The organism is Erysipelothrix sp. HDW6B, assembly GCF_011301115.1.
Lineage (GTDB): Bacteria > Bacillota_I > Bacilli_A > Erysipelotrichales > Erysipelotrichaceae > Erysipelothrix > Erysipelothrix anatis.
The window spans coordinates 275,234-297,763 of sequence record NZ_CP049860.1 but is presented as its reverse complement, the minus strand read 5'-3'; the positions used below and the strand labels follow the sequence as shown (position 1 = coordinate 297,763).

Here is a 22,530-nt window from a genome sequence, read left to right as displayed (position 1 = left end):
TCAAAGCTTTTTTCTGAATTAGAAACCAGAAGTGTTACTTCCATCCGCAATTCCATACGCTTCATAGACTTCATCACGAAGTGCAAGGAGACGATCGTCTTTAATTGCTTCTCGAATATCTTCCATTAGTTTTAATAAGTAACGTAAGTTATGGATTGATAATAAACGCATTCCAAGACCTTCGTTTGTACGCATTAAATGACGTAAGTAGGCTTTAGAGTATTTAGTACATGCCTCACAATCACAATTTGCATCGAGTGGTGAGAAATCACGTTCATATTTTACACTCTTCATGTTGATACGACCGACACTTGTCATCGCAGCACCATGACGTGCGATACGTGTTGGTAAAACACAGTCAAACATATCAACACCGCGCAACACACCTTCAAACAATCCATCAACACTTCCGACACCCATTAGGTATCGTGGTTTGTCTTCTGGTAAGTGTTTGATTGTATCTTCAATCATTTTATACATTACATCTTTAGGTTCACCAACACTGGTTCCCCCAATTGAGTAACCTGGGAAGTCCATATCAACGAGTTGTTTTGCGTGCCATTCACGAAGATCAGAGAATTCTCCCCCTTGGCAAATCCCAAAGAGGGCTTGGTCATGCGGACGTTGGTGTGCTTCTTGGCCACGTTTCGCCCAGCGAACTGTTCGCTCGATACTTTCTTTCATATACTCGTAAGTTGCAGGATATGGAGGACATTCATCAAAGCTCATTATGATGTCTGCTCCTAAATCATTTTGAACTTGAATTGAAATTTCTGGAGTTAAGAAGAGGGCATCGCCGTTAAGATGGTTCTTAAAATGAACGCCTTCCTCAACAATTTTACGAATTTTCCCTAAAGAGAAGACTTGGAATCCACCACTATCTGTGAGGATTGGTCCGTCATAATTCATAAATTTATGCAATCCACCTGCCTCTTTAACAATATCGGACCCAGGGCGAAGCCATAGGTGATAGGTATTACTCAAGATTACTTGTGAATTGATATTGTACAAATCTTCAGGTGATAAAAATTTAACAGTTGCAAGTGTTCCGACCGGCATAAACATTGGCGTTTGCACAACGCCGTGTGGCGTTTCAATGGATGCGAGTCGGGCACCTGTATCTTTTTCAGTTTTCAGCAACGTATATTTTAGTGGTTGGTTATCCAATGCCATAGTACGACACCTCTCTCATTAATTATTCTTGGACGTTTCGGATTGCAGCTTTACGTTCGTGTGGTTTTAAGAAACGTTTACGTAGACGAATATTTAGAGGTGTAACCTCAACCAATTCATCATCGCGAATGAACTCAAGTGCATATTCAAGTGTTAGTTGGATTGGTGGTGTAAGCTTCATGGCTTCATCACGTCCTGAACTACGAATCGCTGTTTGTTTTTTGTTTTTTGTTGGGTTAACATCCATGTCGGTATCACGTGCGGCAATCCCGACGATCATTCCTTCATAGACATCTGTTTGTGCACCAATAAAGAATTGGCCACGTTCTTGTAAGTTAAAGATTGAGTATGCCATCGAAACACCTTGTTCTGTTGAAACCATTGAACCGTTTTGACGTTGTTGGATAGCACCTTTGTATGGTTCGTAACCGAAGAATTGGCGGACCATTGTACCTTCACCACGTGTTGAGTTAATAAAGTCTCCACGGAAACCAATTAAACCACGCGTTGGAACACGCCAGTATTGTTTAACCATACCACGGTCTTCAGTCATGTCAGTCATTTCCCCTTGACGAAGGCTAATTTGGCTGATCATTGTTCCTGAATATGCTTCTGGCACTTCAATGATTACAGTTTCAATTGGCTCATGTTTTTTGCCATCGATCATTTGTGTGATAACTTGTGGTTTTGAAATTGCCAGTTCGTATCCTTCACGACGCATGTTTTCAATAAGGATTGATAAGTGAAGTTCTCCACGTCCAGAGACTTTGAATGAATCTGCTGACCCCGTATCATCAACGCGTAATCCCACGTTAACTTCGAGTTCTTTTTCAAGACGTTCTTTAATGTTACGAGATGTTACGTATTTTCCATCACGACCTGCGAATGGTGATGCATTAACCATGAAGTTCATGGACAATGTTGGTTCTTCGATAATAATTGGTGGCAATGGATCAATGTGATCAACATTGTTTAATGTGTTACCGATTGAGATATCATCAACACCAGCAACCATTACGATGTCACCAGCGTATGCAACTTGTGTCTCCACTCGTTTTAGACCTTCGTAGACATATACTTTTGAAATTGATTGACGCTTAACGTTTCCATCATTATCAACAACAGCTACTTGTTGTCCTTTTTTAACTTGTCCTTTAGTAATACGACCGATTCCAAGACGTCCAACATATTCATCATAAGCTAATGATGATACTTGGAATTGAAGTGGATCATTATCGTAATCTGGATAAAGTGGTGTGTGTTCAACAATTGTGTCAAAGAGATCTTTAATGTTTGTTGCATCTTGATCTAATGATTTTTGAACAATTTGTTTTTTCGTAATTCCGTAAAGAATTGGGAATTCAAGTTGTTCGTCGGTTGCATCAAGATCCATAAAGAGTTCGTAAACTTCTTCAATGACTTCTTCAACACGACGGTCTTGTTTATCAATTTTATTTATTAGTAAGATTGGTTTTAAACCATTTTCAAGCGCTTTGTTTAGAACAAAACGTGTTTGTGGCATAGGTCCTTCTGCACTATCAACAATTAAGATAACTGTATCAACCGTTTTGATGATACGTTCAACTTCACTTGAGAAGTCAGCATGGCCAGGAGTGTCCACAATATTAATTTTAATGTCGCCATATTCGACACTACAGTTTTTGGAATAGATTGTAATACCACGCTCACGCTCGATATCATCACTATCCATAACTTGGTCCACGACCACTTGATTCTCATGAAATACACCTGCGGACTTTAACATCGCATCTACGAGTGTACTTTTACCAGCGTCAACGTGAGCAATAACTGCTATGTTTATTATTTTTTTCATATATTACATTTTCCTTTTCTACAACTGGTCTATTATACACGAATTCGTAGTAAAAGTGTAGAAAATGCAATCATGAGTGCGTTTACAGACGAAAAAAGTTCCATTTTCAAGCAATTTGCTCTGTTTTTCTCGTGTTCATCACCCTTCATTAAGATTTGCACCTGTGCTTTACTACGAAAATAGCCCACCATGAGGGCGGACTATTCGTATACTTTATAGATTTGACTGGTTGATAATTTCTTTAAGCATATCTGCAGATTCTCGAAGTGCTGATACTTCGTTTGTGCTGTATGGAACTTCAACGGTATTTAGAACTCCTTGACGACCCACAACTGTTGGTACTGAAATATAAACATCTTCGATTCCATAATCACCACTTTGTAATGAGGAAACGGTTAAGATTGATTTTTCATCACGAAGAATTGCTTTAACAATGTGCGTAACGGCAAGTGCAACCGCATAATTGGTATAACCTTTACGATCAATAATTTCGTACGCAGCCGTTTTAACATCATGCGTAATTTGATCACGCATCGCGTCATTAAACTCAATGTTCATATTGCGTGAATACTGCTCGATTGTAAGTCCAGCAATGGTTGCGAGTGACCATGTTGCAATCTCACTATCACCATGTTCACCAATAATATTCGCATGGATATTACGAGGATCGACAGCAAACTTGTTTGCTAAAATTGATTGGAAGCGTGCGGTATCAAGAACTGTACCTGAACCAATCACGCGATTCGCTGGGAAGCCTGAAAGTTGGTAGGTTATTTGTGCCAAAATATCTACTGGATTTGAGACAACCAAGAGGATAGCATCTGGATTGTATTCAACAATACTTGGAATTAATTGCTTATAGATCTCAATATTACGGTTTACAAGATCAATCCGTGTTTCACCAGGTTTTTGTGCCAAACCGGCAGTGATAATTACAATATCGGATCCTGCTGTTTCTGGATAGTCACCAGCAACAACCTTTACGGGAGAAACAAATACTTGGCCTTGATCCAGATCCATTGCTTCACCTTTCGCTTTATCTTTGTTGATATCAACAATTACAATTTCGGATACGACATTACTATTCATTAACGCAAATGCAGTGGTTGAACCAACAAAACCTGCACCAATTATTGAAACTTTATTTGCTTTCATAGAATCTCTCCTTTTGTCTGTCTTCATCATACCAAAACTGCGTTAAGAAGCGGTAGAGTTTGCTTGCATTTTCATCGTGATAAGTTATTCTTAATCTATGAGGTGATTCACATGTATACAAAGTTTTATAAGAAAGATATTGCAGCTCGGAAAGCTGTCCTTGCTCAAGACCATCGTTACGATGAGTCCTTGGATACGCCTTTACCGGAATCTGTTTACGACAATATGATTGAAAATGCAATTACAACCTATGAACTTCCAATGGGAGTTGCTCCTGGATTTCTAATCAATGGAAAAGATGTTGTGATGGCAATGGTCACAGAAGAACCATCAGTGATTGCTGCTGCGAGTAATGCCGCAAAGATATTCCAACGTAATGGTGGTATAACAAGTCATGTAGAAAGTCGTTTCATGCGTGGTCAAATTGCATTTGCTAATCCAAAGAATCCACAAGAAATGATGGAATTTGTTGAGAATAATTTCTCAGAACTACAGCATATTGCACACACTGCTTACCCGTCTATTGTGAAAAGAGGTGGCGGTCTTCACAAAATAGAAACCAAGTATGTGATGAATCCCGATAAAACACACTTCCTGATTGTCTATTTAATTGTAGACACGCAAGAGGCAATGGGTGCAAATATGATGAATACTATGCTTGAGGCCGTTAAGAGTTACTTAGCCGAAACATTCTCAACAGAAGCCTTAATGGGGATTTTATCAAACCTAACAACGGAATCCGTTGTTCATGCTTCCGTACGTTTGAATCCAGATACGCTTAAACATTCTGATCTCATTGCCTCACGCATTAAACAGGCATCCGATCTTGCGATGGTAGACCCATATCGAGCAGCAACACATAATAAAGGGATTATGAACGGTATTGATGCTGTCGTCTTGGCAAGTGGGAATGATTGGCGTGCAATCGAAGCCGCAGTCCATAGCTATGCTTCACTTTCAGGCACATATCAACCCTTAACTAAATGGTCTATAGCAGATAATGGTGATATTCTCGGTTCCATAACCTTACCCATGCCCATTGGCGCTGTTGGCGGTTCAATGGGTATTCATCCTAAAGCACAATTAGCACGTAAAATTATGAAATTCGAGAATGCTCAAGACCTCATGATGATGATTGCAAGTGTCGGCCTTGCACAAAACTTCGCTGCCATTTACGCATTAACTACTGACGGCATTCAAAAAGGGCACATGGCACTCCATGCCCGGTCGCTCGCATTACAAGCTGGGGCTATCGCTGAACATCTCGATGCAATCGTGACTGAACTGACACAAACCCAACCCATGAATCTTGAAGCAGCTCATAAAATTGTTTCAAAATATGAAGGTAGAGAGTAATCTCTATCTTTTTTATAGGATTTATAGCGCACGCTTCCTATTTAAAAGATAGAGGTGAAATTGATGTATTCTATATTAACTTCTATTTTTTGTGTACTACTGACATTTTTAATATGGTGCTGGGGATTTCGCGTTATTGATGCAATCAAAAGTAATCAATATGTCCAACGGCGCGTCTCTGTCTTTATTTTCATGGTTTTCAATCACTACATTATTTTTCGACAATTGATGCAAATGGAACTCCCAACGATGCTTCGAATTGTCCACGGTTTGTTTATATCGCTTCTGTTGTTGATGAGTTTAATTGATACATACACCTGTTGTATATCGAATCACCACTTAATAATCTGCTTAATTTTAGCACTACTTCAGCGTTGGCTAAATCCACTGACCCAAAATCACTTTTTCTTGTTAGTCTGTGTTGTTCCGCTAACATTAATAGGTTTAAGACACAAAGAATATCTCGGTTTTGGCGATGTTATCTTACTTATTATTTGTGCGACTTACTTAAATGTACTTTCGTTTTACATAACACTTGCGATCGCGGTGATAAGTGCTTCGTGTGTTTCTATTTTGTTAATTGTGATGGGGCGACGATCGCTGCAAGATGCTATCCCATTTGTTCCATTCATCACTTTTGGGTTCGTTATGACCTTACTTTTTGACGCACCAATTTGGTTTGGATTCCCATAAAAAAAAGCTCTTACGAGCTCTTTGACGTATATATTTTTTTCTGAATTACACCAGATCCAGGTTTTTTTAGTTGGCTTTCAAGATACTCATAATAAGCACCGGGAGTTGCCACACCACTTATTTGTATTAATCGCATTCCACTTGATTCAATTATTTGATCAGCAACCAGAACGCAATTGGTCGTAAACACGTTGTATGTTTTGAACTTACCGCGCTTAAACTTATAGAAATCTACTTTTAGATTTGCTTGACGGAGTCGTGTTAGATAGTTTTCGCCTTCTGTATCTTGTTGATATGGGTAATCATAATAAAACGCATCTTCAAGAATTGTATCAATACGTGCTTCTATTTGACTCGCTTGCTCTTGTGTTAAATGAATAAAGAAACGAAAGACTGTTGTGCCCGTATCGACTGCATATTGGACAAAATCTTTCTCACTTCCAATAATCATGACACCGTCGCCATAGGCCATTGATTTTGCGCGGTTGAAGTTATCATGGGCACCATAAGAATAAATACTGCCACGATATCCTATATCAAGGTGGCCGATTCGACTATGTCCTTCATCTTTAGCATAAAGGTATACCGATAACATTGTACCCGTTGATGGCTCAACCTCGCTTGAAAAACTGCCAGGATTTTCCAACTCAATACGATTAATACTCTTTATTAAAAAATTCGGAATTAATGCAGCAAAAAAGACTGGCAAGGAAAAACTAATCTTGATTTTATTACGGAAAAGAACTTGAACTGCCGAAAATCCCTCCACTATACCATATAGAATAATGTATGATCCAACTTGTAAATTAATAATAAAACGGTTTTCAACACCACTGAAAATCAGTAATAAACCCATGCCAAATGAAATTAGAAACGCAATAATTTTTCCAAACTTTCCGGGTTCGTTGTCCTTAATTTTGACATAAAGTTCAAGTCCGTGGACTGCTGCATTAAACATTGCCCACATCCCAAAAATAATTGCAATGATCTCGATATAGAGGTACTCCGTTAGTCCCAGCAATATAAATAGACCCAGTGCACCTAAACCAATTAACCCATTGAAGATATTCCGATTTCGGATACTTTGATAAATCGAAACCACAAACGAAGCAATTAATGCAATACGGATAGCGAGATAAATGAGTGACCACATGAGATTATCACGATAAATAAAAAGTACCCCTATTACGATTAAAACTACAGACACGAGTATCTGTATCCATAAAACTGATTTTTCTTCCCGTGAAAACACATGTTTCATATAATACCTCTTTGCTTTATTATAACACTGAAATATAGCCTCGTCGTCGAAAAACGCATGTACATTTTCGATACACACTCTCATATTCTCATAAATTTTCAAATATTGTATACATATTACTGTTTTTCTGTTCGTAGATATTATAGAATAGGACAATAAAGGGGGAAAACTTATGAACTATTTAAAGAAATTTGTAGCTAACATGGCAATCATGGATGGTCGCACATCACGTCGTGAATTCTGGTTTACAATCTTATACATTTATCTCTTTGCAGCACTCTTTGGCGTTGCTGTTGGTTTAATTGGATTAATTGTTAAATTACCTACACTCTTGGGCGCAGCTATCATCGTTATTCAAGCCATCATTTTCATTGGAACAATCTCGATGCAAGTTCGTCGTCTACATGACACAAATAAATCTGCATGGTACCTACTCGTAAATATGATTCCAGTTATTGGTCAATTCGTATTTATCTTCTTCTTAGTAAGTCCTGGTGATGACCACATGAACAACTATGGTTACCCAAACAACTCACAAGAAACAACATTCTAGTAGATTAAAAGGCACTCGACCTACGTCAAGTGCCTTTTTTTATGTTCTATAGTAAATTTTCTTTGGTTCAATTGGGATGTTACGTGATTCGAGTAATTCTTCGACCGTGACAAATTTATAACCCTCAGCCGATAATTTTTCGAGCGCACACTTAGTTCCTTCAACAGTACTTGAATACAGATCATGCATGAGAACAATTCCACCATCATGCGCATATTCTACAACTGTATCGCAAACTGATTTGCCATCTTTATAACGCCAGTCATTTGAATCAATTGACCAGTTAATAAATGTGACATTTGAATTTTCACGAACATACTCATTAGCATTCCCGTATGGCGGGCGGACCATGATTTGACCATCATATCCCGAAGCATCGCGGATTGCTTGCTCTGTACTCGCAATTTCTTGCTGGATTTGCTCTGGAGTCGCTTTATTCAAATTTGGATGTGAAAAAGTATGACTCGCTATTTGATTTCCGGAATCAAGAATTTGTTTCACAATGTCTGGGTAACTTCCTACACGACTCCCAACTGTAAAGAATGTCGCTTTTCCATTATACGTTGCAAACAAATCGATTAATGCCAAGGTATTATCACCGTGTGGTCCATCATCGTATGTGAAAGCAATCAATTTCTCATTGCCATCGATTCCTTGATCAAGGTAGGCTGATGGAACATCGGCTGCAGTTTTATCAGTCTCATACGGTGGTTCATCAAAGAAATGGGCAGACTCTTTTAAATCGTACTCGACCTTACGATCATTCGAAAACAGACACATTTTCTGATCGTTGAGCAGCCAATTTGTTTTCCCATCCAACGTCGATGATGCAATAACTTGATCACGCGGCATTACTGGTTCTAAAATCTTACGGTAGTCACTCATGACCTTTCGATCTGCTTTGTCAACGAGCAGATCTTTGGGACTTACTTCCGTATCTGAATTCATGTCAAAAACACGACTTTCCACATTGGTGAGTGCACCATCAAGTTGTTGGTAGAATGTAACACTCAAATATTTATCTTTATACGTCGATACCGCGTAGTCTTGGAGAAATTCGACATCGGTTCGTTCACTGTCGGTAAACACCTCTTGGTTTCGAGTTTGGGTATTTGTAAGCACATTGTCCACAAATGTATCTGCAGATTTGTATCCCGTCTTTGGATAATGATACGCAAAATATCCTTGATCCATTGATTTTAAATCCTTAACTTGGGTTCCAATTTGCTTATTATCTGTATCCACATTCTTTAAATGACTTGGATATTTGGGAAACATACCACTTATAATATATATTCCTAAACCTACTACAAGTAGGATTGATAATGCAAAAGGAATCGCAAATTTATAATTAATTTTATAACGTCTTCGCTTTGCCATTTATCTTTACCTCTTCTTAATAATCCTATCACACTCATCGTTTAAATCTAACCCCTTCCAATTGATTATCTTTTGAAATTTTCGGGAGTTCACCATCATTTCATGAACTCTTCCGGTAGTGTTAGGTTTCTTCACATTATCTTTACAATATAGTCAAATACCAAAATTACACATAATGTTATCGATGGTAATTGGTTGATTTTTTATTTACAAAAAGGTATTATGTTAGTAACAACTTCAAATAATAGATAAGTTGTTACTGCATCCGTCGTAGATGACTTCATAATTTCCTTCTTAACCACTTATGAAGAACACTACGATGTTACGCACTATCTCTCTTAAAAGAAATGGGTTCCCGTCCATTTCTTTTTTTGCGTTCAAATACCCAAAGTCGCGAATATGGGCTATACTATACGCATGACATTTACAGATAGATTAATAACATGGTATCGCGCAAATAAACGAGACTTACCGTTTCGTCGTGAGCGTGATCCCTATAAAATTTGGGTCAGTGAAATCATGGCTCAACAAACACAAATTGCAACGATGCTCCCTTACTATGAAAAATGGGTTGCGAAGTATCCAACTGTTCAAGCTTTAGCAGCAGCTGATATTGATGAAATTCTCAAAATGTGGGAGGGATTGGGTTATTACCGCCGTGCTCGCAACTTACATGCCGGGGCACAGTTTGTTATGGAACATTTTGACGGTGTTCTGCCCGCGGATAAACAGGCACTTATGAGTATTCCTGGCATTGGTGACTACACTTCTAGTGCGATTGCCTCAATTGCTTTTAGCTTGCCGGAAATAGTGATTGACGGTAACGTCAAGCGTGTCATGGCACGATATCTTAATTATACCGAGAACGTAAATGCACGAGCAGCCCATAAGGTCTTTGATGCGTTTCTTAAAGAAGAGCTTATTAAGGATGGTGCGGATCCTAACGAATTCAATCAAGCATTAATGGAGTTAGGGGCCCTTGTATGTACTCCTAGTAACATAAACTGCGAAGGGTGTCCTTTTGAGGAAATGTGTGCTTGTTGGCGTGGAGAAGTCGTGGGTCAGGTTCCCTTTATACCCAAAAGCAAACCTGTGAAAGCGTATGATAAGTCGGTCTTTATCCTCGTTAAAGATGGAAAATTGCTTATTTCGAATGAGCACGATGATGGTTTGATGGAAGGTCTCTTCCGTTTACCACAAATTGATGGTCACCAAGATTTAGAACCTGTCACTACACTTGTCCATAAGTTTTCTCATTTGCATTGGAATATTGAAGCTTATCACGTTGATTCGTTAGACATTGGAGATCACAATTGGTTCTTTGTGCCTCTTCAAGAAATTGTGGACACTTATCCTCTCGTGACAGCGCATCGCAAGATTCTCCAAAATCAGAAGATATTATAAAAAGAGTTCACCATTGGTGAACTCTTTTCTAAATTATTTTTAACGTTTCAAGGGCATAGGCTATTCCCGATTCATCGTTTGAACGAGTAACAAAATGGGCCATATCTTTAACTGCATCGACTGCATTCCCCATTGCGACAGCATGGCCAACATAGGATAAGAACGATTTATCGTTATGACCATCGCCAAACCCGATCATCGCATCAGGATGGTATCCTAAAGGTTCTAATGCTTGCGCTAGTGCATTTCCTTTATCAATCCCTTGCGCTGTATACTCAAGGTAAAATGGCGCGGAGAAAACACAATTGAGTTTTCCTGAAAATGGTGCAATAAGGGCGTCGTGGTGTTCCTGAAGATACTCAGGTGTAGCGCTCACCAAAACTTTACTGAGGGTAAATGTTGCGGCTTCACGTAAATCTTTAATGGGTTTGAGCTTCAGATAGCACATTTCTGCTTCGTGTTGAACCATATAACCATCTTCATTATTCGTATACAAGTATGTCCCGTCATCAAACATCATACTGACGTCAAATTGTTCCAGGTGATCAATAATTGAAAGCACTTCTTCATGAGATAGTGGTTGATGAAAGAGAACTTCATCCGTTGCTGGATTTAAAACCTTGCTACCATTATAAGAAACAATCATGCCACCAAAGTTTGCAAGATCGAGTTCCGCTGCAAGTGGAAGCATACCGCTTGTCGGTCTTCCCGACGCTAAAACAACACGCGTTCCCTTTTGTTGAGCCTTAATCAAAGCTTTTTTTGTAGTCTCATCCAGTGTTCCATCGGACGAAATTAGTGTACCATCAATATCTGTAACGATTATTTTAATATGTTCCATAGATCCTCCACATAATGCATCTATTATAGCTTATTTTGCATATAAAAAAAATCATGGTTTCCCATGATTATTTACTTGATAAATATGTCAGCAAATAGGTTCCACTCAAACCTAGGGACCCAACACCTAAAGCAAGAAGGCCCCACTTTGATGCTTCTTGTGTAACGCCTGTTAATGCATAATATGTTAGCAGAACGCCGAACAATGCATACAAACCAATATTCATCATCAATGCTTGTGGTTTTAGATTATCATTCATCACAAAACGTTCTTTTGGTACAATCGTAAGCCCTTGTAAAAAACGTTTACGATAAATGATTTCCATTATAATGAGTGTCGCAAGACCGAACACCATGGATGCAGGTGTATCAAAAAACAGGCCATTCACAACAACTGCAAGTGCTAAAGTAATTGCAAAACGGCTCTGAAATACCTTTGCAAGTGCCTCTTTATCTTTGGGGACAAGATATACATTCTTATTAAAAAAATCAATAAACATAGTTTCTTCTGTTTTTGCCATTCGATGATTCTCCGTCTCTATATACCTATTCTACCTTATATTTTATAGTGTAGCACCAATTCATTTGTCTTTTTCAGTTTGCTTTTTGCATCTTTAACCAATTTGGTTGAGGCACACCCTTTCCAATCCTATAATGAAGATGATAAAAAATATAAGAAACGGAGATTTGTATATGTTTAAACAAGATAAAGCCCACTGGGAAGCACTTGCTGGTTTCCACACGGCAAATGAAATTGCACAACAACCTGAAACATGGTTGAAGACTTTGGACATCGTAACTTCAAAACGTTCTGAAATTGAAGCGTTCATCAACCAAGTTACAGGCCAAGAAGATTTTGATGTTATTTTTACAGGAGCTGGAACTAGTGAATTTGTTGGAAACTCACTTGCACCAATCCTTCAAGCAGCGTATGGACGCAACTTTAAATCAGTTGCAACTACAAACATTGTAGTTACTCCTGAAGTCTATGTTCACCCAACACGCCCTACATTACTTGTATCATTTGGACGTTCAGGAAACTCACCAGAATCCATTGCCGCAGTTGATGTTGTGAACGAAGTCAACAAGAATGCAAAACACTTAGTCATTACATGTAACCATGAAGGTAAATTAGCGTTACGTGATGACGAAAACATCTACTCAATCAAACTACCAAAAGAAACAAATGACCAATCATTTGCTATGACAAGCAGCTTCTCAAATATGTTCCTTGCAGCTTACCTATCATTCAACATTGATAAATTAGAGAGCTACACAGATGCAGTCAAAGAAGTTGTCCGTGTTGGAAAACATATCGAATCCGATCGTTTCCAAATTGTTAAAGATACAGTTGATAGCTTTGATTTTGACCGTATCGTTTATCTTGGAGATGCAGACCTTAACGGTTTTGCCCAAGAGAGTGCATTAAAAATGTTAGAACTTACAGCTGGTGAAACAGTAACAATGCATAACTCACCACTTGGTTTCCGTCATGGACCTAAATCAATTGTCAACAACAAAACTTTAACTGTTATCTACATGAAAGAAGCAGAATATGTTCGTAAATATCAAATCGACTTAATTCGCGAAATGAGCGGACAACGTGCAGGCAACAAAATTATGGTTGTCGATACACGCCACGATTCACAAATTAAAGACTTAGTTGATGTCTACGAAGTCATCGAATATAATGAAACTATGAATATGGACCTTGTTGGTTTAAATATGGTGATGTATGCTCAAATCTTCTCACTGTACCAATCAATCAAGTTGAATAAATCACCAGACAACCCATGGCCATCAGGACTTGTAAACCGTGTTGTTCAAGGGGTTATCATTTATCCATATCATAACGGAGGCGCAAAATAATGATCGGTATCGTTGTAACAGGACACGGCGAATTTGCTTCTGGTTTAACATCAGCAGTCGAACTCATCGCTGGACGTCAAGAACAATATGAGGTTGTAACATTCAACCAAGATAAAACACCGGAAACTTTATCTGAAGACTTAAAGGCAGCAATCGAACGTGTTAATACAGGCGAAGGTGTCTTAGTGTTCACAGATTTAAAAGGTGGAACACCGTTTAAAGAATCAGCAATGTTATCTGCTTCATTCAGTAACATTGAAGTTTTAACAGGAACAAACTTAGCGATGTTGTTAGAAGCAAGTTTAATGCGAATGGGTGATGTTGAAGTTCAAGCATTCTCACGTTCATTAGTTGAAACTGGCGCATCACAAGTAGATTTCTTTGAATTAGTTTTAGAGACATCAGAAGATGATTTTGATGGAGATGGTATCTAGGGAGGCTAACTATGACACCAATGTCAGTAGTTTTATATTCAAGCTTAACTGTTGGAGTGCTCTTAGTTTCATTCGCAATCATTTACTATATTACAACTGCGCGTAAGATTAAGCAGCAACACAGCCGTATGCCTGATATTCTTAATGAATTGAAACCAGGGGTAGAGATTGTATTCGCTGGTGGATTCGTCGGAAAACTTGTAAGTACCGATGATGAAAAAATCTTTGCAAAAGTACGCCTCAGTGATAACACTGTAGTCGAAATTGCAATGTATAGCATTACCAATATTTTAGATCGTTAATAAAAAAGCTGGAGTCTTCACGACTTCAGCTTTTTTTGTGCTCTGATTTATTTTCTTCTGTAATTGATTCAATGGATTCTTTGTATATCGATTGTGAGAATTCACTAGGTGCTAATCCAAAACGTTTTTTGAATTTACGTGAGAAGTAGTGGATTGAACTAAACCCAAGCTTTAACGCAATTTCTGTAATTGGATAGCGTTCTTCCAAGATCATGTGTTGGGCTTTCGCCATTTTCAATTCATTAATATACTGCTTCGGCGGCATATTGAGATTTTTCTTAAAAATACCCTGTAAGGTTGAACGGCTAATTGAAAACTGATCGCAGATGTCTTCCACCGAGATGGGTTCAAAAATATTATTATGAATATAAGTACTAATTTCATTCATTAACTCATTTTCAAAGTTTTCTTGAATTGGATTGTTTGTCGTAACTTTTGTTTGATCTTGATTCTCAAGTTGGATCAAAAGAATGACTAATTCTTGAAGATATGAAACCATGAGATCACGCGAGTATGGTACGTTATGCGACTCCATAATGGTCGAGTGGCGAATGAATTTATCCGTCAATTGATACAACTCCGGAGTACAGTCAATGATTCGATCTTTAAGATGTGCCATATCCTTCGTGCGAATGTTCATATCAAACATAATGGTGAGGTATGATGACGATTTGTCACCTCGAATATACTGTTTATGAAATTGTCCTGGAAAATAAAGCATGATTTGTTGACTGGATAGGATATGTTCAACACCATCCACTTCAACCCCTAACTCTCCCGTATCCACATACGTTAATTCCCAGAAATAATGGGATTCGCCATCAAAGTGATAGTCCTTCCCTTTTACACTATAATAATATGAATAAATGTCGGTAACAGCAAATTTTGGACGAATCGGCTCATACGCCAACTGGTTGGGTAAATCGATCCGTTTCAACTCTTGAGCCATCGGTGTTTGATATGAGAAATCCACAACAACGCTTTGTGTTAATGGAATGACTGTATAAGGCGTATTCTCTTTCAGCATAATTGGACGGTGGATAACAAATTGTTCGCGGCTTCCAAACTCTTCTTGAACTACCAAAATCGCAATTCCTTCTAATAACTCAATACGAATTGGCACTTCACTTACTTCTAGATAGTCTGGATTTTTTCCTTCAATAATCCTACGATGTGATACATATTCTGACGGCTCTTCAGCAATCGAACCAAATTTAAGAAACTGTGGACTTGTTGTCTTTAAATACATAATTCACCTACCTAAACTTCTCTCTATGCCTCTATTATACAACATTGTGCTTTTTCATTAAATAATTACCGCCGATTAATCAAAAGTGCAAAGGATATGTAAAATAATGCAAATAAAAATGTACCTATCTATTGTAATATTACACTATAAGAGCGCTTACATCTCTTATGGGTATGAAAGGAGAGCATGAATTATGCCAAATATCGTATTAACTCGAATTGACAATCGTCTCATCCACGGACAAGTCGCAACACAATGGTCAGGAGTTATTGGTGCTAACTTACTGTTAGTTGCTAATGATGAAGTTTCTACCAACAAGATGCGTCAAGGCCTTATGGACATGGCTGCACCAGGATACGCACAAACACGTTACTGGTCACTTCAAAAGACAATTGATACAATTCACAAAGCATCTGATCGCCAAATGATTTTCATCATTTGCGAATCACCTCAAGATGTCTTAACACTTGTTGAGGGCGGTGTTCCAATCAAAAAGGTAAACATCGGAAACATGCACATGGCGGAGGGGAAACGCCAAGTAGCAACTGTTGTCGCAGTTGATGACAACGATGTTGCTGCATTCAAACGTCTCCAAGAACTTGGAGTTGAGCTTGAAATTCGACGCGTTCCTCAAGAAGGTACAGAAGACGTCGCAAAATTATTTAAATAATACTCAAGGAGGAAAAGATTATGGATTTTGGAATTATTCCAATCATTCTCGTAATGATCGTTACATTTATTGCAGCGATCGACCAATTTAGTTTCCTAGAATCCCTCTACCAACCAATCGTATTATGTACAATTGTTGGTGCTATTCTTGGAGATATTAAGGCCGGAATGGTTGTTGGTGGTACATACCAATTAATCTCAATCGGTAGTATGCCAGTTGGTGGAGCACAACCACCTAACGTAATTATCGGTGGTATCATGGCTACTGTGTTTGCTATTTCATCAAACATGGCACCTGATGCAGCTGTTGGTTTAGCAGTTCCATTTGCTTTATTTGGACAATATGCTGTTACATTGACATTTACATTAATGTCACCAATGATGGCATTAGCAGATAAAGCTGCTGAAGACGCAAACCCAGCAGGAATTACACGCGTTAACATTATCTCAATGGCAATCTTGGGATCACTCTTCGCATTTATCGTCTTACTTGGAATGTTATCAGGACAAGTTATCGGTAAACAATTAGCAGAAGCTTCCTATAACCTTAGCTGGTTAATGGCTGGTCTTGATGTTGCTGGTGGTATGATGAAATATGTTGGTTTCGGTATCTTGATGAAGATTATGCTATCTGGCGAACTATGGGGATTCTTCTTCCTTGGTTTCGCATTTGCTACAATCGTCAACATGGTTCCTGGACTTTCAGGAGCAGCATTGCTCATCCTTTCAATGATCGGTGGCGCTATTGCTATCTATGACTTCCAACAAAATACAAAACTACGTAAATTAACACAAAATGCAACATTCGGTGGAGGTGAAGAAGATGGAATCTAATGTAACACACTACAAAGATTTAACTCCAGCACAACCGCTGGACAAGAAAACTCTTAACAAAATGGTTTGGCGTTCACTCTTCTTGCAAGCATCATTTAACTATGAGCGTATGCAAGCAGCTGGATGGCTCTATGGAATTCTTCCTGGATTAGAAAAAATCCATACTAACAAAGAAGACCTCTCAGCATCTATGACGCATAACCTTGAGTTCTTCAACACTCACCCATTCTTAGTTACATTTGTTATGGGTATTGTTCTAAACTTAGAACAAAACAAAGCTGATATCCCAACAATCCGTGCCGTACGTGTTGCTGCAATGGGTCCTCTTGGAGGTATTGGTGATGCTCTATTCTGGATGACACTTGTTCCTATTACAGCTGGTATTACAGCTAATATGGCAATTGGTGGACAGATTATGGGTCCAATCTTGTTCTTATTAATCTTTAACGCTGTACAATTTGCACTTCGTTTCTGGTTAATGAACATGTCATACCGTCTTGGTGCACAAGCAATCGATGTCTTTACAGAAAATGCTAAAGAATTTACACGAGCAGCTGGTATCCTTGGGGTATTCATTGTTGGTGCGATGGTTTCTATCTTCGGTGGAACACAAATTCGTATCTCAGTTGTTGATGGTGACATGGTAACAAACGTTCAAAAAATTATGGATGGAATTTTACCAAAACTCTTGCCATTACTCTTAACAATGTTAATGTACTTCTTACTCAAGAAACGTAACTGGACTCCTACAAAATGTATCGTACTATTATTAGTAATCGGTATTGGTGGAACTGCAACAGGAATCTTAGCTGGTGATTCAAAAGCTATTAACCCTGAAACAGGAGAAGCAATCCCTGGTGGCTATAACCCACTTCTAAACTGGTATGAATACGGTGTAGAGAAACCAAAAAACTAAAAACATAGTATTTCAGAAACTCTCCTTTCAAAAATACTAAAAAAAGAAAGCTACAGACTGATGATCTGTAGCTTTTGTTTTGACAATTTTAAGGTGTTTGGATAAGATTCCATGTAATTGTGGCATTATAGTTTCCAACACGGGCATCGCGAGTATCAAGGTTTAGCGTAACTTTATCATTTGACTTTGAGTCTTGTGCAAGCCATGTTGTAATCCAGGTACCCATACCATGATCGGTATCGGCATTCATAATGTCAACAAAGTTGTTGTCTTTACTTGAAGTGAGTTCAATTTTATTTGATGTGACAGGAGCATTTTTATCGAGCGTATCTCCAGTTTTAACTGCACCATTTTCAAGCACGAGTTTGGCATTTGGAAGTACATGCGTACCATTGGTAAATTCACCAAGGCTTGCTTGAAGATTCCATCCTTGCCCTGTTCCACGAACGTCTGTAACCTGTACAAATGGTTTCTGAGTTGTTGAATTCATCGTTGTCACTTTACGTGTTAACTTTTGTTCACCGAATGAAATCTGCGGTACATAGTCAATGGTTAAAGGACCAATATTCCCTGTACCTTCACCCCCATCGCCTGGTTCGAGCGGTTTCGTTGGATCGGTAGGATCGACTGGCTTCACAGGCTCTGTTGGTGTTTCAGCAACAAACTCAACGCCAACATTAGATGTGGCCGTTGTTGCATTGTTTTCATCAGCGAAGACCGCGGTTGGCACCATTAAAGCGATAACCAACGCTGGTATAAGTAATTTCTTTTTCATATTTATTTCTCCTCTATCGTTTTACTATCATAATTTAATGCTAAGTTAATTATAATTTTTATCTGTTTTATATGTGGTATATGTCATGAACCGATTTGTATTTGTAATGAAACATTGTTTTCTTCACAAGTGATTTGTTCATTACTTATATGTCAAAATCCACTCCAATTCGGCAGTATATCCGGTATTCGCGTAAATACCATTAGGACCACCCAATTGCATAAGCACACCTAAGTCGTTAGCAAAATCCAGTTCGGTTACAGCATCGTAATTTTCAGGTGTTTCATAGACAACAATCGGTCTATTATTGATGACATTGCCGTTATGTTGGGCATTCTTTTTAAAGATTAGGCTATCATGAAGGACTGAATTACGTCCGGATGTATCTGTGAGTTCTTGTTTTGCACGAACTTCAAGTTTCCATCCTGTTCGTTCATACCGAGTATCTTCGACTCGTAGCGTCATTGTATCGTGACGTGCATGCGTTCCAGCAGTATTTCGAATATCAACGTCACCGAATTGAATGGTCTTTGGATAGTGTGTCAAATCAACACTTCCGTAAATGGTATAGTCAAGTACCTCAACGATTTCAAAGTGTCCATCTTTGATAGTTATCGTATGATAATCAACTCCTAATGGCTGATCCAGTTTTGCATAGTATCGGCCGTTGGTATCCGCATTCCCTTCAATGACTTGGTTACCATTGTAGTTGAAGGTGATCGCAGCATTTGGATTTGTTTTGAAATCTATGATGTTTTGGTCATCACCACTTTGATTTTGAAACATAACATGACCCATTGCATAGGTGGCACGACCATTAAAAATACCTGTTTCAATCTTATTTGAACCTTCGTGAGGAACAAATGTGTTACGAATGATATTTATGCTGTTATCGGTTCCGACTGTAAATTCTAAGGTACCCGTACTGTTATCCTTGTTAAAAATCCGAATATCAGCGGATGTTGTTGAATCAATGTCATTCCACAAGTTAATTTGTTGCGTCGTAACTTCAATGGTTGGTGTTTTCTTAGTATTTAATAAAGCCATTTTGTGATTTCCATCAGCAATAAACCAACCTGGTTTCGTTCCATCATTCACAATTTTTATATGCTTTTCCACATCGAAGATGCCGATTATTTCTTTATCATCAATAATTAGATTGACTCTTGCATTTTTGGACTCAAACTCTTTCGCTGTAATCATATGGTATTTTGAAACGGTCCCAGCATTACCTTCTGAGTCAACCAGAATGTCTGAATCTTCAATCATGAATTTTTTTGCGACACTGACTGCACCGATTCTAGAATCATTCGAATCTGCCCAAATGTTACTATTGGTTATCGTTAGATTTCCCATTGTGCTAATGGCTTCTCGGTTTATTTTTGCAGCTTGCATATTAACTGTGGAATTGTTGATGATCATATCACTGCGGGATTTCATCATACCAGCATATGCGTAGTCAATATTAAGGTTAACTGTTGAGTTGTCAATGACAAGACCTTGAGAGTAAGGTGTTGATTCTGAAGTTTGATCGATAACATCAGGAGATGTGTAATCGGCTTCAATTGTAACCGTCGAACCGTCGATAATTTCGATACGATTTTTGGCTGTCAAAGCTTGCCACGAGCGGTTACTGCTTATGTAGACATTTGACTGACTAATAATCATTTCATCCGTTAGAACAATCGCAGATGTTCGCGTGTACGAGTTTATGACAACATTCAGATTTGCACCCTTCATCGTCAAGATTCCTGTTTGAATAATCGAAACTGTACTTGCATCATATGCTGTCACAATTTCGACATCTAAACTTGAATTTGGTTTTAAATCCATTGATTTCGAGTATATGGCACGGTAGTCTGAACTTATTTTTGTACTTGAGCCTTCTTCAAAGACAAGTGCTGTTGTAGCTGAATTAAATGTAGGGCCATTCTTGGATGAGAAGTCAGTAATGACATTATCACCATAGAAGTTAATCTCAAGTGCACGAGCTAACTCCTGGGAATAACCAGATTTCATTGTTGCAGTAAAGTTGTTTAAGACAACTTTACCTTTTAAGTTATGTACTAAGGTGGTTCCAGTAAATGAAACATTTTCATATATAAACGTTGTATTGTCATAACCCGAATACATTAATCCATATTTATTGTATGTTGAGATGTTCATATTTTGAAAGTGCATTGTTGTAGGCGTTGCATTCTTTGCTTTAAATGCGTATGTAAAGAAATCGTCATTTTCACGAGCAGTTAGGCTATGATATTCACCCGTTACCGGATCTCTTCCATCAAGGACAAAGCTATAGCCTTCAGGAACCGTCAAACTCTTGCTCACTACAAAGTCTTGACTCATATAGTAAGTATCATAGACTCCATTTCCACGGTTTGTCACTAATGTATAAAGTTCGTCGAATGAGTTCACTACTACTTCATTTTCTTTTAGCGTCAGTACTTCTATTTCCGCTGATACAGGAGTCTCCACTTCATGATTTAGAATATCTTGTTCTGTCACTTCAACATTATCAATACTATCTTGCGATACTTCTTGGTCAACTGTAATGGGTGCCTCAGGTTGTGGCTCAGTAGGTGCTAAAGGTTGAGATGTCACATCTCCACTATTTATAGTCGTTGTGTAGACTTTAGTCTCTTCGGCACTAATGTTTGTCGTTTGCCCTGCTGTAAATATGAGGGTGAGAACTAAAGTTGCACTCAATGCTAAAAGTGTAATTCGTTTTAGAATTTTGTTCATATGACATCTCCTTTTTCAATATTTATCAATGTGATGTTTGATTCTCCTTGTCATTATGGCGTTTCCATAATAGGAAGAAGATAATCATGAGCATGACGCCCATAATACCTAGTAAAATCCATGTTAGTATGTTTGCATTTTGTTCAAAACTGACGACATCGTCATTGATTGACGCTGATGCATCTTCAGATACTGTAAATGTATCTTTAAAGTGCCATACATCAGACTCATGTTTAATCTCTAAATCAATGGCATAAGTACCTGCATCAATCGTTTGGCGATCTCCAGTGTATACAACATTAAAGTTCGTATTGGGTGCGATAGATCCATTCTTCTTATCAACCATACCAACAACTTTTCCCGTTTTTGTATCACTGATACTTCCATGAAGCGAAACACCATTCATCAAGACTGGTTGATCGTTTTGAATAACGGACACAAAATGTGCATCCAAATCAATCACATCAATATCTGTCTTTACATAATTTAAATTTGATTTAATTGGTGTGTCGTGCATTCTCGTTTGTAATCCAAGTGTATACGCAACCCGGTTGTTTAACGTAACACCTGAGGCGTTTGATGTATCCTTATTATTTAAGGTATCTGCAATGACTGTAATGCCTCCCAGACGAATTCCTTCAAAATCTACGTCTGTCGTGTCAATGTCAATGTAGATATTTTCTGTTGCATGAGGTGCAACTTCAATCTGTTCCTCACGTAGTGTTGCAAAGCTTGTAAGTGGTGTGCTTAATGAAGCATCTGGCGCTTTTACTGTACTAAACTGTTTCATAGCATTGTTGTTTGTTGTTGCATCAACCAGACTAACAGTCGCATTCATCGGTTCATCACCTTGATTTATAATTTCGATTGTGAGTGTTTGTTTCGTGTTTGGTTTTAAATCGAGATCGAAATAACCAACATTTTGATTTATTTGATTTTCAGGAATGATTGGATTGATGCTAAATTTATCGTATGCATCTGCGCGTACAATGTTAATTTGGGTGACCATAATGAGCATCGTTAGAATCATTGCCATTATTGTTTTATTTTTTTTCATATTCGTTACCTCGACCTTTCAATTGCTCTCC

Annotated in this window: 21 protein-coding genes; 10 read left to right on the top strand and 11 right to left on the bottom strand. The window is 38.2% G+C overall.

Translation table 11 applies throughout. From position 1 onward, the window contains the following. Nucleotides 1-18: 18 nt before the first annotated feature. From tgt to G7061_RS01345, 3 genes are all read right to left on the bottom strand, one after another. Nucleotides 19-1,173, bottom strand: a complete 1,155-nt coding sequence (tgt, locus tag G7061_RS01355; RefSeq protein ID WP_159634539.1) for a tRNA guanosine(34) transglycosylase Tgt — start codon at nucleotides 1,171-1,173, stop codon at nucleotides 19-21. 22 nt (nucleotides 1,174-1,195) lie between these two features. Next, on the bottom strand, nucleotides 1,196-3,007 hold the full coding sequence (typA, locus tag G7061_RS01350; protein ID WP_159639763.1) for a translational GTPase TypA: 1,812 nt from the start codon (nucleotides 3,005-3,007) through the stop codon (nucleotides 1,196-1,198). Between the two features lie 213 nt (nucleotides 3,008-3,220). Further along, a complete protein-coding gene (locus G7061_RS01345; RefSeq protein WP_159634545.1) occupies nucleotides 3,221-4,162 on the bottom strand; it encodes an L-lactate dehydrogenase in 942 nt (313 codons plus the stop codon). Nucleotides 4,163-4,273: 111 nt separating this feature from the next. Here G7061_RS01345 and G7061_RS01340 point away from each other — a divergent pair, with 111 nt between their 5' ends. Both G7061_RS01340 and G7061_RS10975 read left to right on the top strand, forming a co-directional pair. Continuing rightward, nucleotides 4,274-5,518 carry a hydroxymethylglutaryl-CoA reductase, degradative gene (locus G7061_RS01340; protein ID WP_166118135.1) on the top strand — a complete coding sequence of 415 codons (1,245 nt, stop codon included), beginning with the start codon at nucleotides 4,274-4,276 and terminating at the stop codon, nucleotides 5,516-5,518. A gap of 63 nt (nucleotides 5,519-5,581) precedes the next feature. After that, nucleotides 5,582-6,211, top strand: a complete 630-nt coding sequence (locus G7061_RS10975; RefSeq protein ID WP_159639765.1) for a prepilin peptidase — start codon at nucleotides 5,582-5,584, stop codon at nucleotides 6,209-6,211. Nucleotides 6,212-6,221: 10 nt separating this feature from the next. Here the strand turns inward: G7061_RS10975 and G7061_RS01330 are convergent, their stop codons facing one another. Then, a complete protein-coding gene (locus G7061_RS01330) occupies nucleotides 6,222-7,472 on the bottom strand; it encodes a hypothetical protein (RefSeq protein ID WP_159639766.1) in 1,251 nt (416 codons plus the stop codon). Between the two features lie 172 nt (nucleotides 7,473-7,644). Between G7061_RS01330 and G7061_RS01325 the strand changes: the two genes are divergently transcribed. After that, complete coding sequence (locus G7061_RS01325; protein WP_159639767.1) at nucleotides 7,645-8,025, top strand: DUF805 domain-containing protein; 381 nt, start codon at nucleotides 7,645-7,647, stop codon at nucleotides 8,023-8,025. Nucleotides 8,026-8,064: 39 nt separating this feature from the next. Here the strand turns inward: G7061_RS01325 and G7061_RS01320 are convergent, their stop codons facing one another. Further along, complete coding sequence (locus G7061_RS01320) at nucleotides 8,065-9,405, bottom strand: polysaccharide deacetylase family protein (RefSeq protein WP_166118132.1); 1,341 nt, start codon at nucleotides 9,403-9,405, stop codon at nucleotides 8,065-8,067. Between the two features lie 399 nt (nucleotides 9,406-9,804). On the opposite strand from G7061_RS01320, the gene mutY reads away from it, so the two are divergent. Further along, on the top strand, nucleotides 9,805-10,809 hold the full coding sequence (gene mutY / locus G7061_RS01315; protein ID WP_240914423.1) for an A/G-specific adenine glycosylase: 1,005 nt from the start codon (nucleotides 9,805-9,807) through the stop codon (nucleotides 10,807-10,809). Between the two features lie 28 nt (nucleotides 10,810-10,837). Here the strand turns inward: mutY and G7061_RS01310 are convergent, their stop codons facing one another. Both G7061_RS01310 and G7061_RS01305 read right to left on the bottom strand, forming a co-directional pair. Then, entirely contained in the window at nucleotides 10,838-11,650 is an 813-nt protein-coding gene (locus G7061_RS01310; RefSeq protein WP_159639773.1) for a Cof-type HAD-IIB family hydrolase, read from the bottom strand. A gap of 67 nt (nucleotides 11,651-11,717) precedes the next feature. Further along, nucleotides 11,718-12,170, bottom strand: coding sequence for a hypothetical protein (locus G7061_RS01305; protein WP_159639775.1), 453 nt, complete (start codon nucleotides 12,168-12,170; stop codon nucleotides 11,718-11,720). A gap of 172 nt (nucleotides 12,171-12,342) precedes the next feature. Between G7061_RS01305 and G7061_RS01300 the strand changes: the two genes are divergently transcribed. The 3 genes from G7061_RS01300 to G7061_RS01290 are packed head-to-tail and all read left to right on the top strand — an operon-like array spanning nucleotide 12,343 to nucleotide 14,254. Further along, nucleotides 12,343-13,518, top strand: a complete 1,176-nt coding sequence (locus G7061_RS01300; protein WP_159639777.1) for an SIS domain-containing protein — start codon at nucleotides 12,343-12,345, stop codon at nucleotides 13,516-13,518. After that, the gene (agaF, locus tag G7061_RS01295) at nucleotides 13,518-13,952 is read left to right on the top strand and encodes a PTS galactosamine/N-acetylgalactosamine transporter subunit IIA (RefSeq protein ID WP_159634575.1); all 435 of its coding nucleotides are present in this window, start codon (nucleotides 13,518-13,520) and stop codon (nucleotides 13,950-13,952) included. Before G7061_RS01300 ends, agaF begins: the two co-directional genes overlap by 1 nt. A gap of 11 nt (nucleotides 13,953-13,963) precedes the next feature. Beyond that, complete coding sequence (locus tag G7061_RS01290; RefSeq protein WP_159634578.1) at nucleotides 13,964-14,254, top strand: preprotein translocase subunit YajC; 291 nt, start codon at nucleotides 13,964-13,966, stop codon at nucleotides 14,252-14,254. A gap of 25 nt (nucleotides 14,255-14,279) precedes the next feature. Here the strand turns inward: G7061_RS01290 and G7061_RS01285 are convergent, their stop codons facing one another. Beyond that, complete coding sequence (locus G7061_RS01285; protein WP_159639779.1) at nucleotides 14,280-15,503, bottom strand: AraC family transcriptional regulator; 1,224 nt, start codon at nucleotides 15,501-15,503, stop codon at nucleotides 14,280-14,282. A gap of 193 nt (nucleotides 15,504-15,696) precedes the next feature. Between G7061_RS01285 and agaV the strand changes: the two genes are divergently transcribed. Genes agaV through G7061_RS01270 form a run of 3 tightly spaced genes read left to right on the top strand, consistent with a single transcriptional unit; the run spans nucleotide 15,697 to nucleotide 17,922 of the window. Then, the gene (gene agaV / locus G7061_RS01280; protein WP_159634584.1) at nucleotides 15,697-16,173 is read left to right on the top strand and encodes a PTS N-acetylgalactosamine transporter subunit IIB; all 477 of its coding nucleotides are present in this window, start codon (nucleotides 15,697-15,699) and stop codon (nucleotides 16,171-16,173) included. A gap of 20 nt (nucleotides 16,174-16,193) precedes the next feature. After that, nucleotides 16,194-17,006 (top strand): PTS sugar transporter subunit IIC, encoded by an 813-nt coding sequence (locus G7061_RS01275; RefSeq protein ID WP_159634587.1) that lies wholly within the window; start codon nucleotides 16,194-16,196, stop codon nucleotides 17,004-17,006. Further along, nucleotides 16,996-17,922: a PTS system mannose/fructose/sorbose family transporter subunit IID gene (locus tag G7061_RS01270; RefSeq protein ID WP_159634590.1), complete on the top strand. Its 927-nt coding sequence runs from the start codon at nucleotides 16,996-16,998 to the stop codon at nucleotides 17,920-17,922. Before G7061_RS01275 ends, G7061_RS01270 begins: the two co-directional genes overlap by 11 nt. 88 nt (nucleotides 17,923-18,010) lie before the next feature. Here G7061_RS01270 and G7061_RS01265 read toward each other — a convergent pair whose 3' ends face one another. The 3 genes from G7061_RS01265 to G7061_RS01255 all read right to left on the bottom strand — a co-directional run bounded on the left by G7061_RS01265 (nucleotide 18,011) and on the right by G7061_RS01255 (nucleotide 22,499). Next, the gene (locus G7061_RS01265) at nucleotides 18,011-18,697 is read right to left on the bottom strand and encodes a WxL domain-containing protein (protein ID WP_159639781.1); all 687 of its coding nucleotides are present in this window, start codon (nucleotides 18,695-18,697) and stop codon (nucleotides 18,011-18,013) included. 141 nt (nucleotides 18,698-18,838) lie between these two features. Next, entirely contained in the window at nucleotides 18,839-21,442 is a 2,604-nt protein-coding gene (locus G7061_RS01260) for a hypothetical protein (protein ID WP_166118129.1), read from the bottom strand. A 25-nt stretch (nucleotides 21,443-21,467) separates the two neighbouring features. After that, complete coding sequence (locus G7061_RS01255; RefSeq protein WP_159647313.1) at nucleotides 21,468-22,499, bottom strand: DUF916 and DUF3324 domain-containing protein; 1,032 nt, start codon at nucleotides 22,497-22,499, stop codon at nucleotides 21,468-21,470. Between the last annotated feature and the right edge of the window lie 31 nt (nucleotides 22,500-22,530).

What these genes read in the sequence shown, in the direction of transcription:
- agaF (WP_159634575.1), top strand. Translation starts at nt 13,518, where the DNA reads ATGATCGGTATCGTTGTAACAGGACACGGCGAATTTGCTTCTGGTTTA.
- G7061_RS10975 (WP_159639765.1), top strand. Translation starts at nt 5,582, where the DNA reads ATGTATTCTATATTAACTTCTATTTTTTGTGTACTACTGACATTTTTA.
- G7061_RS01255 (WP_159647313.1), bottom strand. Translation starts at nt 22,499, where the DNA reads ATGAAAAAAAATAAAACAATAATGGCAATGATTCTAACGATGCTCATT.
- agaV (WP_159634584.1), top strand. Translation starts at nt 15,697, where the DNA reads ATGCCAAATATCGTATTAACTCGAATTGACAATCGTCTCATCCACGGA.
- G7061_RS01305 (WP_159639775.1), bottom strand. Translation starts at nt 12,170, where the DNA reads ATGGCAAAAACAGAAGAAACTATGTTTATTGATTTTTTTAATAAGAAT.
- G7061_RS01290 (WP_159634578.1), top strand. Translation starts at nt 13,964, where the DNA reads ATGACACCAATGTCAGTAGTTTTATATTCAAGCTTAACTGTTGGAGTG.
- G7061_RS01345 (WP_159634545.1), bottom strand. Translation starts at nt 4,162, where the DNA reads ATGAAAGCAAATAAAGTTTCAATAATTGGTGCAGGTTTTGTTGGTTCA.
- typA (WP_159639763.1), bottom strand. Translation starts at nt 3,007, where the DNA reads ATGAAAAAAATAATAAACATAGCAGTTATTGCTCACGTTGACGCTGGT.
- G7061_RS01265 (WP_159639781.1), bottom strand. Translation starts at nt 18,697, where the DNA reads ATGAAAAAGAAATTACTTATACCAGCGTTGGTTATCGCTTTAATGGTG.
- G7061_RS01340 (WP_166118135.1), top strand. Translation starts at nt 4,274, where the DNA reads ATGTATACAAAGTTTTATAAGAAAGATATTGCAGCTCGGAAAGCTGTC.
- mutY (WP_240914423.1), top strand. Translation starts at nt 9,805, where the DNA reads ATGGGCTATACTATACGCATGACATTTACAGATAGATTAATAACATGG.
- G7061_RS01260 (WP_166118129.1), bottom strand. Translation starts at nt 21,442, where the DNA reads ATGAACAAAATTCTAAAACGAATTACACTTTTAGCATTGAGTGCAACT.
- G7061_RS01285 (WP_159639779.1), bottom strand. Translation starts at nt 15,503, where the DNA reads ATGTATTTAAAGACAACAAGTCCACAGTTTCTTAAATTTGGTTCGATT.
- G7061_RS01275 (WP_159634587.1), top strand. Translation starts at nt 16,194, where the DNA reads ATGGATTTTGGAATTATTCCAATCATTCTCGTAATGATCGTTACATTT.
- tgt (WP_159634539.1), bottom strand. Translation starts at nt 1,173, where the DNA reads ATGGCATTGGATAACCAACCACTAAAATATACGTTGCTGAAAACTGAA.
- G7061_RS01270 (WP_159634590.1), top strand. Translation starts at nt 16,996, where the DNA reads ATGGAATCTAATGTAACACACTACAAAGATTTAACTCCAGCACAACCG.
- G7061_RS01325 (WP_159639767.1), top strand. Translation starts at nt 7,645, where the DNA reads ATGAACTATTTAAAGAAATTTGTAGCTAACATGGCAATCATGGATGGT.
- G7061_RS01330 (WP_159639766.1), bottom strand. Translation starts at nt 7,472, where the DNA reads ATGAAACATGTGTTTTCACGGGAAGAAAAATCAGTTTTATGGATACAG.
- G7061_RS01320 (WP_166118132.1), bottom strand. Translation starts at nt 9,405, where the DNA reads ATGGCAAAGCGAAGACGTTATAAAATTAATTATAAATTTGCGATTCCT.
- G7061_RS01310 (WP_159639773.1), bottom strand. Translation starts at nt 11,650, where the DNA reads ATGGAACATATTAAAATAATCGTTACAGATATTGATGGTACACTAATT.
- G7061_RS01300 (WP_159639777.1), top strand. Translation starts at nt 12,343, where the DNA reads ATGTTTAAACAAGATAAAGCCCACTGGGAAGCACTTGCTGGTTTCCAC.